We start from the raw sequence: 15,065 nt of genomic DNA, 5'->3' as shown, positions 1-15,065 counted from the left end.
CGATCGCTCAGCGAGGCCCGGGTTACACTGGCCCGAGGCTTGGGCGGACTGGGAGTGCTTAGTGACTGATACGACTCGCCTCCTCGCCGGACGGTACGAGGTGGGTGAGGTCATCGGCCGCGGGGGCATGGCCGACGTGCACGTGGGCCATGACTCGCGGCTCGGACGCAAGGTGGCGATCAAGCTGCTGCGCTCCTCCCTCGCCAGTGATCCCGCCTTCCGCATGCGCTTCCGCCAGGAGGCTCAGTCCGCCGCTCGGATGGCGCATCCGACCATCGTCCGCGTGTTCGACGCCGGCGAGGACACGTTCGTCGGGCCCGGCGGATTCGAGTCGGTGGCGCCGTTCATCGTCATGGAGTACGTCGACGGGCGGATGCTCAAGGACATCATCCGCGAGGGCCCCCTGGCCCCGGCCGAGGCCGTCCGCATCATCGAGGGCGTGCTGACCGCGCTCGAGTACTCGCACCGCGCCGGCGTCGTGCATCGCGACATCAAGCCCGGCAACATCATGATCACGACGACCGGCCAGGTGAAGGTGATGGACTTCGGCATCGCCCGCGCGGTGTCCGACTCCAGCGCCACGGTCGCGCAGACCAGCGCGATCCTCGGCACGGCGCAGTACTTCTCGCCGGAGCAGGCCAAGGGCGAGTCGGTCGACGCCCGCACCGACCTCTACTCCACGGGCATCGTGCTGTTCGAAATGCTCACCGGACGGCCGCCGTTCCGCGGCGACACCGCCGTGGCGGTGGCCTATCAGCACGTGAGCGAGCCTCCGATCGAGCCGAGCTCCCTCAACCCCAGGGTCTCCCCCGCGCTCGACACCGTCGTGCTGCACGCGCTGTCGAAGGACCGCTTCGACCGGTACCAGTCCGCCGCGGAGTTCCGGGCAGACGTGCGGACGGCGAGCGAGGGTCACATCCCGACGCGCCGGCTCCCGGAGACCGACGCAAGCAGCACCCTCTTCGGAGTCTCGTCGACGACGTCTGCGCCCGAGCTCGCCATGAAGCGGCTGGGTGTGGACGACGATCAGGTCGTGCGCACGCAGAGCCGCCCACCCGTCGCTTGGATCTGGGCCGGCATCCTCACGCTCACCGTCATCCTCATCGCCGTGGTCTTCTGGCTGCTCAGTCTCGCGCCGGCCGCCGTCGTGCCGGAGACGACGCGTGTCGTGCCGGACGTCGCCGGTGCGACGTACGAGAGCGCGAGCAACGCGCTCGAGGGGGTGGACCTCGTACCGCTCGAGATGCGTGAGTCGAGCACCGAGGTGCCGGAGGGCCAGGTGATCCGGACCGATCCGGAGCAGGGCGCCCGCGTGGCGCCGAGCACCCAGGTGGACGTCTACGTGTCCAGCGGGGCGGTGACGGTGACCGTACCGAGCGTCGTCAACATGGACGTCACGGCGGCATCGACGGCGCTGGAGTCCGCGGGGGTGACGGTCGGCAGCCAGACGGTCGAGCACTCCCCCAACGTCCCCGAGGGCGTCGTGCTGCGCACGGATCCCGTCGCGGGCACTGAGACCCGTGAGGGCGACGTGGTCAACCTGATCATCTCCGACGGCATGGTCGCGCTGCCGAACGTCGTGGGGCAGAACGTCGACAACGCCACGGGCACGCTGCAGGACGACCTGCAGCTGCAGGTCACCGTCAGTGGCGATTCCAGCTGCCCGGTCGCGCCCAACACCCCGGTCTCTGCACAGTCGCTGCCTCCGGGCGCCGTGCCGCAGAAGTCGGCGATCAGCATCAACTACTGCACGGGTCGCGCGACGGGAAGCGGAACCGGCACGGGCGACGACACCGGGGATGACACCGGGAATGGCGCGGGCGACGACGCGGGGACGGGCGACGACGCCGAGGGCGACTTCGACGAGGCAACCCAGGACCCGCCCCCCACCGAGGGCTGACCTCACCTCCCGCGCTCCCGAAGCCTGTCCCGACACGGTCCCTGAGCCCGCCCCTACGGTCCCTGAGCCTGTCGAAGGGACGCAAGGTGCCCTGCCTCCAGTGGTCCCCGTACGGTCCCTGAGCCTGTCGAAGGCACGCAAGGTGCCCAGCCTCCGTGGTCCCCACACGGTCCCTGAGCTTGTCGAAGGGACGCGACGGACGCTCGCCGGTATTTCTCCACATTCTCCACAGGAGCGCGGAGGTCGGTGTCGGTGGCCGGGTTTTCCCTGGACGCATGACCGATCGAACCGCTCCACCCGACCCGATCCCACCCGACGGACCACCACCACAGCAGGCGGCAACCGACACGTTCCTGGCGATGATCGACGCCGTCACCGCCGCTGAACGCATCATCAGGCTCGGCCAGTCTCTGAGGGCCGAGGCGATCGATCGCGCTCGGCTCTGGACGGAAGCGACCGACCTCTCCGTTCCCACCACGGGCGGGCCGCGGTGGTCACCCACGGTGGCCGGACGCCGGGTCCTGACGACCGAGGTCGCCGCTGCCCTGCGCATCTCAGAGCGCGCCGCCGAGCGCCTGATCGCGGAGAGCGAGGCCCTGCTGCACGACCTCCCCGCGACCCAGGAGGCGCTGCGTCAGGGCCGGATCGGTTATCGACACGCCCAAGTGCTCATCGACCACACCACCACCCTCCCGCCGGCCGGAGTGACCGCGGTGGAGGAGGCCGTGCTACCCAGGGCCGAGCACCTCACTGTGCCGAAGCTGGACAAGGCGACTCAAGGGCGAGCCTGGGGAGGAGAGGACGCGGACCCAGTTGATGGCGGACGCGTTCACCGACCTCCTCCTCGACGGCACCACAACCGCAGCGGCCACCGACGGGGATTCTGTGGAGGACAAGTCGACGCGGCGCATCGACGCACCCATCGGAGTGGGTATTCGGCCACGGGTGCTTGTGACGGTGCCGGTGCTCACGCTCCTCGGGAAGAGCGAGGAGCCGGGCACGCTCGAGGGCTACGGACCGATCGACACGGACACCGCTCGCCGCATCGCAGCGCGGGCGCCGAGCTTCACCCGCATCCTCACCCACCCCGAGACCGGCGCCGTGCTCTCGGTTGGGCGCGATCGGTACGCCGTACCCAAGGACCTGCGGACGTGGCTGCGAGTACGCGATGAGACCTGCCGCTTCCCCGGCTGCAACCGAAGTGCCGGACGGGCCGACGTCGACCACGTCACCGACTGGCAGTACGGCGGGGGAACCGACTACGGCAACCTGGTCCACCTGTGCCGCTCGCACCACCGGGTGAAGCACCACACCGCCTGGTCGTCGCGGTCAGCCGGCGGTGGAAGGGTGCGCTGGCTCGCGCCGAGCGGCCACGAGTACGAAACGGAACCGGCAACGCACGTCGCAACACCGAAGCCGGAGCGACGAGTGGCCCGAGCGAAGGCGGTGATCCCGGAGGAGCCGCCGTTCTAGCGAGCCCCCAACAGCGGAGCGAGCAACCCGCGTCGCTTCCACAGGCTCAGCGACCGTGGGGCTGGCTCGCCCGCGCTCTCGCGCGCTCTCGCCCCTCCGGAACACTTGGTCCCTGAGCCTGTCGAAGGGACTCAGCGCGCATGGCGCAGCGGCACCGCCTGACTCAGCGCGGGCGGGGTCAGTTCAGCTTCACCAGCGGGGAAAGGTCCTTCGCGGTCTCCTTCGCGCCGGTCAGGCCCGCGGACTCGAGCCAGTTGCCCAGCATCCGGTAGCCGCCCTCGGTGAGCACGGACTCCGGGTGGAACTGCACGCCGTAGATCGGCGCCGCGATGTGGCGGACGCCCATGATGACGCCGCCACCCGTGCGAGAGGTCACGACGAGGTCCCGCGGCACGGTGTCCTCGACGATTGCGAGGGAGTGGTACCGGGTGGCCACGAAGGGCTGCGGGACGCCGTCGTAGAAGGGGCTGCCGTCGTGGTCGATGACGGACGTCTTGCCGTGCATCAACTCCTCCGCGACGGTGACGGTCGCGCCCAGGGCCTCCGCGATGGCCTGGTGTCCCAAACAGACGCCGAGCAGCGGCTTGTCGGCGGCCAGCGCAGCCTGCACGAGGGGAATGGACACGCCCGCGTCGGCGGGCTTGCCCGGTCCGGGCGAGACGAGCACCGCGTCGTACTCTGCGATGCGCTCGGCGACGGACTCCACGGGGAAGGAGTCGTTGCGCACGACGTCGGTCTCCGCGCCGAGCTGGAGCAGGTAGCCGTTCAGCGTGTAGACGAAGCTGTCGTAGTTGTCGACGACGAGTACTGAGGTCACACCTGCACCGTCACTTCCTGATTGTTGACGAGGGAGTCGACCCAGGGGAACACCCAGGTGACGAGAGAGAAGAGTATCCCGGCAACCAGGGCGATCACCAAGAGGATCCGGAACCACACGGGTCCGGGGAGTGCCCGCCACAGCGCTGCGTACATCGTGCTCCTACCCGTTCCCCAGTGCCGCAGTGACCTCGGCGGGCGGGCCGGCGGACCGGGGGCGCCACGAGTCGTAGACGCCGTACGCGATGATCCGTTCCGCGTCCGAGAACAGGGGATTGCAGCTGGTGAGGGTGATCACGCGGTCCGTCGGCTGTCCGTCCGCGACCGCGGGCACGGCGTTGAGCACCTCGACTCCCGAAGGGGGAACGTAGTCCAGGGTGCGGAAGCGATAGGTGTACCAGCCGTCGGCGGTCTCGACGACGATCGGATCGCCGATGCGGAGCTCGGCGATGCGGTTGAACGGGGCGCCGTGCGTCGTCCGGTGGGCCGCGACCGCGAAGTTGCCCACCTCGCCCGGCATCTGGGTCCCCGGGTAGTGGCCGACGCCGATCGTGTTCAGGACCGCGCGCGTGCCGACGCCCTCGGCGACCGGACGGACGTAGTCGGCGCCGAACCGGGGGATGTACAGATTCGCGAACTGCTCCCGGTCGGCGGGCACGGCCGAGACGACCGGTTCGCCGAAGGACGCGGGATCGACCTCGCCCGGAACATCGACGTCCGGCCCCCACTGCTCGCGCAGCTCGAGCGCCTCGGACTGCTGCCGGCCGCCCACCACCAGGTCGTTGAACCAGAGCTGCCAGCCGAGGAACAGGAACACCAGGACCCCGGCCGTGATGAGGAGTTCGCCGAGCACCCCGGTCACGCTGATGCGCGATCGTGGCCGTGCCGAGCGGGCGCGGCGTTGTTTGCGGGGCACCCCTCGAGTTTAAGTGGCGGAAGGAGCCCGGCGAATCCCGGCGGCGTTGGACCCGTGACTCGGCTGCACCGGCGCACGGGAACGCCACCATTCGGCCCGGCCAGCGGGGGAAAAGGCGTCACCCGCTAGAATGCGGGGCATGGCACGAGAAAAGACGCGAACCAAGCCGGAACGCCCGGAGCCCGCTCCCGGCGAGAACCTGCCGAACCCGGTGTGGTTCAAGCCGGTGATGTTCGGCTTCATGCTGCTCGGCCTCGCCTGGATCATCGTCTACTACGTGAGCGGCGGCTATCCGGTGCCCGCGCTCGGCACGGGCAACATCCTCGTCGGCTTCGGGATCGCCTTCATCGGCTTCCTGATGACCACGCGCTGGCGTTAGCCACCCGTCCTTCCGCCCTCCCGCGTTGCTCTCGCACTTCGGGAGACGCGCGGACCTGACCGGCACATTTGCTGTGCACATGGGCACAATTACACGCGTGTAACTATCCCCACTGTGGAGACAGCTGTGGATAACTCGGCCGGGTGCGTGGAAAACCGCCGGCGCGGTGGCGGCGCTAGGTGAGCAGGACCGGGGCCAGAGCCGTGCCCAGGCCGATCAGGATGACTCCGAGGCCGACGAGCGACGCGATCTGCTGGCCGCGCTTGCGCTCCGCCCGCGTCTGCACGAGCACCGCCGCCACGAGCGCGCCGACCGCGAGGCCGCCGAGATGCGCCTGCCACGAGATGTTCGGCAGGAAGAAGCCGCTCGCGACGTTCAGCACGATGATGATGAGCAGCGAGCGCACGTTGCCCCCGAGCTGCCGCCCGAACACGAACAGCGCGCCCATCAGGCCGAAGATGGCGCCGGACGCGCCTACTACCGATCCCCCGGCGAGCAGAAGCACGGCGATGGAGCCCCCGATGCCGCTCAGCACGTAGAGAGCGAGGAACCGCCACGGGCCGAGCATCGGCTCGAGAATGCGCCCGAAGATGTACAGCGAGAACATGTTGAACAGCACGTGCAGCACGTTGCTCGGGCTGTGCACGAATGCGGCCGTCAGCGCCCGCCACGGCTCGAAGAACCCTTCGGCGGGGAGCAGATACAGCGGATTGAAGGCGAGGGAGCGGGTGACGCCGACACCGAACCCGGGGACCAGCTGAAGCAGCCAGATCAGGACCGTGATCGCCATGAGCGAATACGTCACGACCGGCGCACCCGACCGGCTCAGGCGGGACACGCGACGGGTCAGCGGCGGGCGCTGGCTCCGCATCTCCTGCCGCTGGGCGCGCATGTCGTCGGGGCAGATGACCCCGACCGCGGCCGGCGTCTGGCACTCCGGGCAGATCGTGCGGCCGCAGCGCTGGCAGAGCACATAGCTCGGCCGATCGGGATGCCGGTAGCAGTATCCGGGCGCCGGATCCGGCATCCCCGCCGTCATCTAGACGGTCTCGACGGTGATGCTCTCGATGACCACGTCGTCCACCGGATGGTCGCGGCGATCGGTCTGCACGTCGTTCAGCGCGTCGACGACCTTCTTCGACTCCTCGTCGGCGACCTCGCCGAAGATGGTGTGCTTGCCCTGGAGCCAGGTCGTGGGCGTCGTGGTGATGAAGAACTGCGAGCCGTTGGTGCCCCGGCCGCCCTGGATGCCGGCGTTCGCCATGGCGAGCACGTACGGCGAGGTGAAGGTGAGCTCCGGGTGGATCTCGTCGTCGAACTGGTAGCCGGGGCCGCCGACGCCCTGACCGAGGGGGTCGCCGCCCTGGATCATGAAGTCCTTGATGATGCGGTGGAAGACGACGCCGTTGTACAGCGGGTCGGTCGACTTCTTGCCGGTGGTCGGGTGGGTCCACTCGATCTCCCCCGTGGCGAGACCGACGAAGTTGCGCACCGTCTTAGGCGCGTGGTTGCCGTAGAGGTTGACCTTGATGGCGCCGCGGTTGGTGTTGATCGTGGCGACGTGAGTGGTGTTCGACATGCGCACGATTCTATAGGCGCGGCGCTGTGGACCCGGTGGACGACGACCGGAGAGATGACCCCATCCCTCGCATGCTCAGGGGCACCATGCCAGTATGGGAACGGTTGGCCGAACGACTTCGATGGAGGTTCCCGATGGGTCTGTCACGAAAGAACAAGCGCGAGCTCAAGAAGCTCCGTGCGCACGCCACTGACGTCTGGCAGGAGCAGCGCGACGTGCTCGAACGCGCGAGCGCTGTGCTGCTCGAGGCGACGCACCAGGCCAAGAAGCTGTCGGACCAGCACGTCACGCCCCGCGTGCTCGGCGCGGTCGACGAGCACGTGCGCCCGACCTACGACAAGGGCCTCCTCGCGGCTCGCGCCGTGAGCGCCGCCGCGAAGGGCAAGCTCGTCGCCGATGTGGTGCCCGTCGCTTCCACGGCGATCGGCTCGGCTGTCGCCGCGCTCGACCTGCTGAAGGACCCGCGCGTCCAGGACACGGTCGCGCGGGCGAAGAAGGCCAGCATCGCCGCGACGGACGCCGGGCGGAAGCTCGCCGAGAAGTACGTGCCCGGCATCGAGGCGAAGCCGGCACCGCTTCCGGTGAAGTCCGGTATGGGTGCGGGCGGCGTCGTGGCGATCACGGCCGGCGTGGTCATCGCCGCGGGTGTGGGTTACGCCTTCTGGCAGACCTTCCGCGCCGACGACGATCTGTGGATCGCCGACGAGGCGGTCCCGTCGCCGGCGAAGGGCCCGACGGAGACCTCGCCGACCACCGCCCCGCCCGCGGACGGCTCGGCGCTGTAGGACACGCGCTTCGACCGAAGGGGTCGGCTCGCCCGAAAGGGCGACCGGCCCCTTCGTCGTCTCGCGCTCCCTAAGCCTCCCGAAGGGGCGGGAGGTGCTCCGGGCTCGCGACGACGCTCGGCGTCACGCACGGCGCAGAAGACTGCCGGTCGGCGGCTCCGTCCGGTCGAGCTCGAGGCCGACGCGCACGATGTCGAGGGCGGTCAGGCCGGGCACCTCCTCCTCGGCGAACCAGCGGGCCTCGTCCGTGGACCCCTCGCGCTCGTTCTCGAGCGCGCCGCCGGCGATGGACGCGCGATAGAAGACGCGCACCCCGAAGTACGGCACACCCGATCCGTCGAGCCGCCGGTTCCCGGGGATGGTGATCGTGTCCACCCCGAGCAGCCTCTCCACCGCGGCCGTGTAGCCGGTCTCCTCGGCCACCTCGCGCACGACCCCGTCGAGCGGATCCTCGCCCAGTTCCAGGCCACCGCCGGGCAACGTCCAGCCCGATCCGCCGCGGTCGTTCCAGTGGGCGAGGAGCACGCGGCCGGACGAGCGGATCACCGCGTATGCACCTACGCGCATATGCGGCGTGCGGGCCGGGGCGGAGGGCAGGTCGGTCATCCGCCCAGTATCCCCGCGCGCCGAACCACGTGCGACGGGTCGCCGGACCACCTTCGCCGCAAAGCCGCTGTGCGGGGGTGAGCCGCACCCGGTGGCGAGCGCGCTTCGCGGTGGCAGGCTTCCGAAGAGTTAGGCCTGAGCGGCCGACCGCGCGCGCACGTTCGTGATGTGACGCATCATCGCCTCGCCGGCCCGGTCCGGGTCCCCCGTCGCCAGCCCGGCTCGGATCGCCTTGTGCTCGGCGATCGCGTGATCGGCGTCGCTGACTCCGAGGCCCGCGAACATGCGGAACCGCTGCGCCTGTCCGCCCAGCGACTCGAAGGCGCGGTACAGGAACGCGTTGTCGGCGCGACGCGCGATGAGGTCGTGGAACTGCTCGTCGGCCTGCCAGTAGGTGTGGTACTCCGCGAAGGTCGGCCCCTTGGGCGCCGTGGAGAGCGCGACGATGGACTGGTCGATGGCCTCGAGGAACTCCTCGTCGATGTGCTCGGCCGCGAGCCGCGCGTTGGCCGGCTCGATGATCGACCGAGCGTGCATCAGGTCGTCGAGCTCCTTGGGCGACAGCATCGGCGCCGCCCGGTAGCCGCGGAGCGCCGCCCGGGTGACGAGGCCCGTGGCCTCGAGCCGGGCGAGCGCCTCGCGGATGGGCGTCTGGGACACGTCGAGGTCGCGGGCGAGCGCGTCGATGTTGAGCGGGGTACCCGGCGGCAGCGAGTCGTTGAACAGCCGGGAAAGGAGTTCCTCGTACACGCCGTCGGCGAGGGAGGTTCTTCTCGGCCGGCCTAGGGTCGGCGATGACATCTGCTCACTCTCTCACGACGGACCGCGCAGCCCGGCGACCCGCCACCGCAATCGCGATGTCGAGCGCGTTCTGGCTGGAGGTCACGCTCGCGATCCCCGTACCGGCGATGTCGAACGCGGTCCCGTGCGCCGGCGTCGCGATGACGACGGGAAGGCCGCCCTGCACCGTCACGCCGCCGTCGAAGCCCATCAGCTTGATCGCGATCTGACCCTGGTCGTGGTACATCGTGACGATGCCGTCGTAGCGGTCCTTCGAGCCGACGAAGATGGTGTCGGACGGGAAGGGACCCGCGGCGTCGATGCCCTCGGCGACCGCCGCCTCGACGCCGGGTCGGATGACGTCGATCTCCTCGCGGCCGAAGATGCCGTTCTCGCCGTTGTGCGGGTTGAGCGCGCAGACGCCCAGCCGGGGCGCCGCGACCCCGGAGTCGCGCAGCAGATCGTTGAGCAGGCGGATGGCGTCCGTGACCCCTTGCGTCGTGACCCGGGACGCGACGTCCCGGATGCCGATGTGCGAGGTCACGCGAGCGGTCCACATGCCGGGGATGATGTTGATCTCGCTCGTCACGCCGTCGTAGTGGAGCTCCTTCGCGAACCAGCGGAGCTCGTCCTCCTCGTTCATGCCGGCGAGGTGGAGGCTCGTCTTGTTGAGCGGAGTGAAGACGATCGCGCCCACCTCCCCCTCGTTGGCGAGCGCGATCGCGCGCTTCAGCTGGTGCAGCACGCGCGCGCCCGCCTCCTTGCTCACCTGCTTGGGCGGGATGGGTGTCCTCGGCGCCGTTCCGTCGTCGAGCAGGGTCGCGTAGCCGGGTCGCGGCTCGTCGCTCAGCGGGATCTCGACGCCGACGACGGCCGCCGCGGCGTCGAGCTCGCTGCGGTCGGCGAGCACGAGGATCTCCGCGGCCTGGAGGTTCGCGGGGTTCGCGAGAAGCCTGGCCGCGAGCTCCGGGCCGATGCCCGCGGGGTCGCCCAGGGTTAGGGCGATGCGGGGGCGGACGGCGTTCGCGGTCGTGGTGATGTCGGTCATGCGTTCGTCTCCTTCAGAGATCCGTCGTAGGAACAGATGGCGTCGACCTTGGCGGCCGACGGGCTGCTGGCGTCGAAGCGGTAGTCCAGCCACTCGCGGGCGAGGCGGCGGGCGAGCTCGAGCCCGACCACGCGCTGGCCGAAGCACAGCACCTGCGCGTCGTTGCTCAGTACCGCGCGCTCCACCGAGAAGGGGTCGTGGGCGGTGACGGCGCGGATGCCCGGCACCTTGTTGGCGGCGATCGCGACGCCGAGTCCGGTGCCGCAGACCAGCAGAGCGCGGTCCGCGCGGCCGTCGGCGATCATCCGGGCCGCCTCGACCGCGACGTGCGGGTAGGCGGTGTTCCCGTCCGCCGCGACGCCGACGTCCACAACGGAGGCGACGCGGTCGTCGCCCTCCAGGTCGGCCTTCAGGGTTTCCTTGTAGTCGAAGCCGGCGTCGTCGCTGCCGACGACGATGCGCAGCGGGGTGTGCGTCACGGTCATCCCTCCTGTTCCGATGCGGCGGGAACCGCGTTGACGCGGACCAGCTCCTCCGCCACGACGGCGGTGATGCGGGCGAATGACACGGCGCCCGCGTCGGGGTGACCGATGCTCTTCTCGGCCAGCGGGCGAGCGCGGCCTTTGAGGGGGCGCAGCTCTGCGGTCGCGACGGCCGCCCGTTCGGCGGCGTCGGCCGCCCGGGCCCAGGCCGCCGGAAGGGTCAGTCCCTCCGCTGCGGCGTCCTCGAGGGCCGAGATCGCCGGAGCGAACGCGTCGACGAGCGTCTTGTCGCCCACTTCGGCCTTGCCGAGCCGCTGAATCGCGCTGAGTCCGGCGGACGCGGCCCGGGCGGACGCGGAGACGGACAGCAGGTCCTCCTCCGCGGCGAGGGATGCGCCCGCGCTCGTGAGGCAGACGCCCCAGAGCGCTCCGGAGGTGCCGCCGGCGTGCTCGGCCCAGCCCTCCCCCGCCTCGGCCAGCACCGTTCCGATCCCCGCACCGCGGGAGACGGCGGCCGCGGCGGACGCGACGGCGGCGGTGATTCCCCGCGCCATCCCGATGCCGTGATCACCGTCACCGGCGATCGCGTCGATGCGGCCGAACTCCTCCTCGGAGTCGACGACCATATCGCGCACGGCCTCCAGGCCGCGGAGCAGGGCGGGACCGGCCTTGGCGTGCCGGGGGTCGTCAGGGGCGACCGCGGCGGGGACGATGGCGGCATCCTCCTCAACGGTCGGATTCGCTGCCGCGACGGCGCCCTTCCGGAAGGCCGGCGACCAGGCCGGCGCTCCCCACAGCTCCTCCAGCTCGTCGTCCACCCAGAACAGCGTCGCCGAGACGCCGGACATGTCGAGGCTGGTCACGAGTTCACCCACCTCGGGCTGCACGATGGTGACGCCCGCCGCGGTGAGGAGGCGGCTGACGTGCCCGTACAGCACGAACAGCTCCTCGTACTTGAAGGTCCCGAGTCCGTTGAGGAGCACGACGGCGCGGTTCCCCGCGTCCACCGGCTTCTCCGCGAGCAGCCGCTCCACGAGTAGGGCGGCGAGGTCGGGCGACGCGGGAAGGTCGGCGTCGGAGATGCCGGGCTCGCCGTGGATCCCGAGCCCGATCGACATGCGCCCCTCGGGCACCGAGAAGAGCGGCTCCGTCGCACCGGGCAGGGTGCAGCCGGAGAAGGCGACCCCGAAGGATCGGGTGGCGGCGTTGGCACGGCGGCCGAGGCTCTCGACGCGGTCGAGGTCGTAGCCCGCCTCGGCGGCTGCGCCGAGGACCTTGAAGACCACGAGGTCGCCCGCGATGCCGCGGCGCTTCTCGATTTCGTGCACTCCGCCGCTGGCGACGTCGTCCGTGACCTCGATCACGCGGACGTCCATGCCCTCGGCGCGCAGGCGCTCGGCGGCCTGCCCGAAGTTCAGGACGTCCCCCGCGTAGTTGCCGAAGCTGAGCACGACGCCCCCGCCGCGGCTGGTGGCGCGGGCGACGCGGCAGACCTGGCCCGCGGAGGGCGAGGCGAAGATGTTGCCGTAGGCCGCACCGGCCGCGAGGCCGGGACCGACGAGGCCGGCGAACGCCGGGTAGTGGCCCGAGCCGCCGCCGATCACGACGGACACGGATCCCGCGGCCGCAGGGGCACGGCGGATCACCCCGCCGTCGACGACGCGCAGGCTCGGCTGGGCGGCGGCGAACCCGGCGAGCGCCTCGTCCGCGAAGGTGGCGGAGTCGTAGTCGAGGACGGTCATGAGACGAGCTCCTGTCCGAGCGACCGACGCATCGCCCCCGAGTCGGCAGCGGCAGTGGCGGCGGCAGCAGCGGCGCGGAACCGACCGGTGCCGGACACGCTCCGATCGGGCCGGGGCAGCACGCGCCGCAGGTAGTCGCGGTTCTGCGCGCTCACGCCGAGGCCGTCGCCGCCGTAGTGCTCGCAGACGAACATGCCGCGGAAGCCGAGGGCAACGGCGTCGCGCACCGCGTGCCGGTAGTTGATGAGCCCGAGCTCCAGGGGCGCCGGGATGGCGGTGTAGGTGCCCGTGACCGGATCCTCATCACGGTAGTAGTTCTTCACGTGCCAGTAGTTGGCGTGCGGCAGGGTCGCGGCGAGCGTCTCCCGCCAGTCGTCGATCGGCCGGTGCAGGCGCACGAGGTTGCCGACGTCGGGGTTGAGGCCCACGTTGTCGAGGCCGACCTCGGTGAGGAGTCGCACCGAGCTCTCCGCCGTGCCGAGGTAGGTGTCCTCGTACATCTCGAGCGTGAGCTCGATCCCGAGGGACGCGGCGTGGCGGCCGAGGTCACGAATGCGGTCGACCGCGCGCTGCCAGTTCTCGGTGTCGTCGGGCTCGTCGATCTCGCCCTCGGCCGTCCAGAACCAGAGCCGCTCCCGCTGCTCGGCCGTGAGAGGACGGTGGAAGCCGACCGACACCACGCCGGCGCCCAGGTGGGCGGCCGCCTCGAGGGTGCGGTGTGAGTAGTCGAGGTTGTCCTCGCCGGTGACCGGGTCGATAACGCTCGAGCGGACGATGCACACGGAGGACAGTTCGACGCCGCCCCGCCGGCCCGCCTCGGCGAGCTCGTCCAGCCGGGCAGCCGACAGGTCACCCACGCGGAGCCAGTTGTCGTTGATCTCGACGCGGTCGAAACCGGCGTCGGCGACCTGGTCGAACGCATCCGCCCACGCCTCGCCGTCCGCGTCCTGCACCCGGGTGCCGTCGGCGCCGAGTGCGGGGAACTGCAGCATGGCGGCCGCGATCGGCCAGTTGTCTCGATTCAGGGTCATCGCGCGTCCTCGCGTTCGTCGTGGGTGATGGGGGTGCGGGCCGTGCGCGGCGACCGGCGGACGGCGACGCGGGCGGCGATCTTCGGTCCGACCATCAGGGCGACGGCGAAGAGCAGCACCACGACGCTGATCGGGCTCTGCAGCAGGATGAGGAAGCTGCCCTGGCCGAGTGCGGAGGTCTGCACCAGCGCCTTCTCGAACAGCGGCCCGAGCACGAGCCCCAGCACGAGTGGTGCCATGGGCAGGTCGAGCTCCTTCATGATCCAGCCGATGATGCCGAAGACGAGCACCAGGAGCACGCTGAACATGTTGTTGCTGACCGAGTAGGCCCCGACGAAGCTCGTCAGCAGGATGATCGGGTACAGGTAGCCGTAGGGGATGCGCAGCATCTGGGCGAACACCGGAGCCAGCGGCAGGTTGAGCACCAGCAGCATGACGTTGCCGATGAAGAACGACACGAGCAGGCCCCAGATCAGGGTCGGCTGCGTCTCGAACAGGCGCGGACCGGGCTGCAGCCCGTAGATGGTGAATGCTCCGAGCAGCACCGCGGTCGTTCCACCGCCGGGGATGCCGAGGGCGAGCGTCGGCACGAAGTTCGCGTTCGCGGCCGCGTTGTTGGCGCTCTCCGGGGCGGCGACGCCCTCGATGGCGCCCTTGCCGAACATCGCCTTGCGCGGGGAGACGCGCTTCTCGATGCCGTAGGCCATGAACGACGCCAGGGTGGATCCGGCGCCCGGCAGGATGCCGAGCACGAAGCCGATGCCGCTGCCGCGCAGGATCGGGCCCGCGCTGCGCTTGAGCTCGGAGCGGCTGATGACCATGTCGCGGAACCGCGTGCGGATCGGCGCATCGGCACCCATGCGGATCTGGTGTAGCACCTCGCCGATCGCGAAGAGCCCGATCATCACCTCGATGAACGGGATGCCACCGAGGAGGTTGATGTTGCCGAAGGTGAAGCGCGCGTCGCTGAAACCGGTGGCGACCCCGACCGTGGAGATCAGCAGTCCGGCGGCCGCCATCATGAGTCCGCGGGACAGCGCGCCGCCCGCGAAGCTGACGACGATGATGAGGCCGAGGATCATGATGGCGAGATTCTCGACCGGCCCGAAGTTGAGGGCCAGGTCCGCCAGGGGCGGCGCGAGCGCCATGAGCAGCGCCAGTGAGATGATGGCCGCGACGAACGAGCCGATCGCGCTGATGGCGAGCGCAGATCCGGCTTTGCCGTTCTTCGCCATCTGATAGCCGTCCAGCGTCGTGACGACGCTCGCCGCCTCTCCCGGTGTGGAGATCAGCACGGACGTGATCGTGCCTCCGTACTGGGCGCCGTAGTAGATGCCGGCGAGCATGATGAGCGCGGTGACGGGCTCGAGCGTGAGCGTGAGCGGGATGAGGATGGCGACACCGGTGGTGGAACCGAGCCCGGGCATGAGCCCGATGACGGTGCCGAGGAGCACACCGATGAAGCACCACAGCAGGTTCTCCGCGGTGAAGGCCGTGGAGAAGCCGAGGATGAGATTGTCGATCACGG

Annotated in this window: 16 protein-coding genes and 1 pseudogene; 5 read left to right on the top strand and 12 right to left on the bottom strand. The window is 70.2% G+C overall.

Annotation, left to right across the window (positions count from 1 at the left end; all coding sequences use genetic code 11):
- Positions 1 to 61: 61 nt before the first annotated feature.
- The 3 genes and pseudogenes from pknB to DAI20_RS04165 all read left to right on the top strand — a co-directional run bounded on the left by pknB (position 62) and on the right by DAI20_RS04165 (position 3,373).
- On the top strand, positions 62 to 1,900 hold the full coding sequence (pknB, locus tag DAI20_RS04175) for a Stk1 family PASTA domain-containing Ser/Thr kinase (RefSeq protein ID WP_108249261.1): 1,839 nt from the start codon (positions 62 to 64) through the stop codon (positions 1,898 to 1,900).
- A gap of 275 nt (positions 1,901 to 2,175) precedes the next feature.
- Positions 2,176 to 2,724: pseudogene (locus DAI20_RS19120) on the top strand (DUF222 domain-containing protein); the annotation flags it as partial.
- On the top strand, positions 2,717 to 3,373 hold the full coding sequence (locus DAI20_RS04165) for an HNH endonuclease signature motif containing protein (protein ID WP_108249260.1): 657 nt from the start codon (positions 2,717 to 2,719) through the stop codon (positions 3,371 to 3,373). The pseudogene DAI20_RS19120 and the gene DAI20_RS04165, both read left to right, overlap by 8 nt.
- Positions 3,374 to 3,551: 178 nt before the next feature.
- Here the strand turns inward: DAI20_RS04165 and DAI20_RS04160 are convergent, their stop codons facing one another.
- The 3 genes from DAI20_RS04160 to DAI20_RS04155 are packed head-to-tail and all read right to left on the bottom strand — an operon-like array spanning position 3,552 to position 5,105.
- Positions 3,552 to 4,190, bottom strand: a complete 639-nt coding sequence (locus tag DAI20_RS04160; protein ID WP_108249259.1) for an anthranilate synthase component II — start codon at positions 4,188 to 4,190, stop codon at positions 3,552 to 3,554.
- Entirely contained in the window at positions 4,187 to 4,345 is a 159-nt protein-coding gene (locus DAI20_RS18685) for a DUF4175 domain-containing protein (RefSeq protein ID WP_168927668.1), read from the bottom strand. Before DAI20_RS18685 ends, DAI20_RS04160 begins: the two co-directional genes overlap by 4 nt.
- 7 nt (positions 4,346 to 4,352) lie before the next feature.
- Positions 4,353 to 5,105 carry a class E sortase gene (locus tag DAI20_RS04155; protein ID WP_108249258.1) on the bottom strand — a complete coding sequence of 251 codons (753 nt, stop codon included), beginning with the start codon at positions 5,103 to 5,105 and terminating at the stop codon, positions 4,353 to 4,355.
- A gap of 139 nt (positions 5,106 to 5,244) precedes the next feature.
- Between DAI20_RS04155 and DAI20_RS04150 the strand changes: the two genes are divergently transcribed.
- Positions 5,245 to 5,484, top strand: a complete 240-nt coding sequence (locus DAI20_RS04150) for a cell division protein CrgA (protein ID WP_108249257.1) — start codon at positions 5,245 to 5,247, stop codon at positions 5,482 to 5,484.
- Positions 5,485 to 5,659: 175 nt separating this feature from the next.
- Here DAI20_RS04150 and DAI20_RS04145 read toward each other — a convergent pair whose 3' ends face one another.
- On the bottom strand, positions 5,660 to 6,523 hold the full coding sequence (locus DAI20_RS04145; protein WP_240605860.1) for a rhomboid family intramembrane serine protease: 864 nt from the start codon (positions 6,521 to 6,523) through the stop codon (positions 5,660 to 5,662).
- A complete protein-coding gene (locus DAI20_RS04140) occupies positions 6,524 to 7,063 on the bottom strand; it encodes a peptidylprolyl isomerase (RefSeq protein ID WP_108249256.1) in 540 nt (179 codons plus the stop codon).
- A 134-nt stretch (positions 7,064 to 7,197) separates the two neighbouring features.
- On the opposite strand from DAI20_RS04140, the gene DAI20_RS04135 reads away from it, so the two are divergent.
- Positions 7,198 to 7,848: a hypothetical protein gene (locus DAI20_RS04135; RefSeq protein WP_205781336.1), complete on the top strand. Its 651-nt coding sequence runs from the start codon at positions 7,198 to 7,200 to the stop codon at positions 7,846 to 7,848.
- A gap of 123 nt (positions 7,849 to 7,971) precedes the next feature.
- Here the strand turns inward: DAI20_RS04135 and DAI20_RS04130 are convergent, their stop codons facing one another.
- From DAI20_RS04130 to DAI20_RS04100, 7 genes are all read right to left on the bottom strand, one after another.
- Positions 7,972 to 8,454 (bottom strand): NUDIX hydrolase, encoded by a 483-nt coding sequence (locus tag DAI20_RS04130; RefSeq protein ID WP_240605859.1) that lies wholly within the window; start codon positions 8,452 to 8,454, stop codon positions 7,972 to 7,974.
- Positions 8,455 to 8,583: 129 nt separating this feature from the next.
- Entirely contained in the window at positions 8,584 to 9,255 is a 672-nt protein-coding gene (locus DAI20_RS04125; protein WP_108249255.1) for a GntR family transcriptional regulator, read from the bottom strand.
- A 4-nt stretch (positions 9,256 to 9,259) separates the two neighbouring features.
- Positions 9,260 to 10,282: a 4-hydroxythreonine-4-phosphate dehydrogenase PdxA gene (locus DAI20_RS04120; RefSeq protein WP_108249254.1), complete on the bottom strand. Its 1,023-nt coding sequence runs from the start codon at positions 10,280 to 10,282 to the stop codon at positions 9,260 to 9,262.
- The gene (locus tag DAI20_RS04115; RefSeq protein ID WP_240605858.1) at positions 10,279 to 10,761 is read right to left on the bottom strand and encodes a ribose-5-phosphate isomerase; all 483 of its coding nucleotides are present in this window, start codon (positions 10,759 to 10,761) and stop codon (positions 10,279 to 10,281) included. The genes DAI20_RS04120 and DAI20_RS04115 overlap by 4 nt, the downstream gene beginning before the upstream one ends.
- A gap of 2 nt (positions 10,762 to 10,763) precedes the next feature.
- On the bottom strand, positions 10,764 to 12,506 hold the full coding sequence (locus tag DAI20_RS04110; protein ID WP_108249252.1) for a dihydroxyacetone kinase family protein: 1,743 nt from the start codon (positions 12,504 to 12,506) through the stop codon (positions 10,764 to 10,766).
- A complete protein-coding gene (locus DAI20_RS04105) occupies positions 12,503 to 13,537 on the bottom strand; it encodes a sugar phosphate isomerase/epimerase family protein (RefSeq protein ID WP_108249251.1) in 1,035 nt (344 codons plus the stop codon). The genes DAI20_RS04110 and DAI20_RS04105 overlap by 4 nt, the downstream gene beginning before the upstream one ends.
- On the bottom strand, positions 13,534 to 15,063 hold the full coding sequence (locus DAI20_RS04100) for a tripartite tricarboxylate transporter permease (RefSeq protein WP_108249250.1): 1,530 nt from the start codon (positions 15,061 to 15,063) through the stop codon (positions 13,534 to 13,536). The genes DAI20_RS04105 and DAI20_RS04100 overlap by 4 nt, the downstream gene beginning before the upstream one ends.
- Positions 15,064 to 15,065: the final 2 nt, after the last annotated feature.

It is taken from the genome of Planctomonas deserti (genome assembly GCF_003067705.1).
GTDB lineage: Bacteria > Actinomycetota > Actinomycetes > Actinomycetales > Microbacteriaceae > Planctomonas > Planctomonas deserti.
The sequence above is the reverse complement of the archived record's forward strand: the minus strand, read 5'-3'. Positions and strand labels throughout refer to the sequence as shown.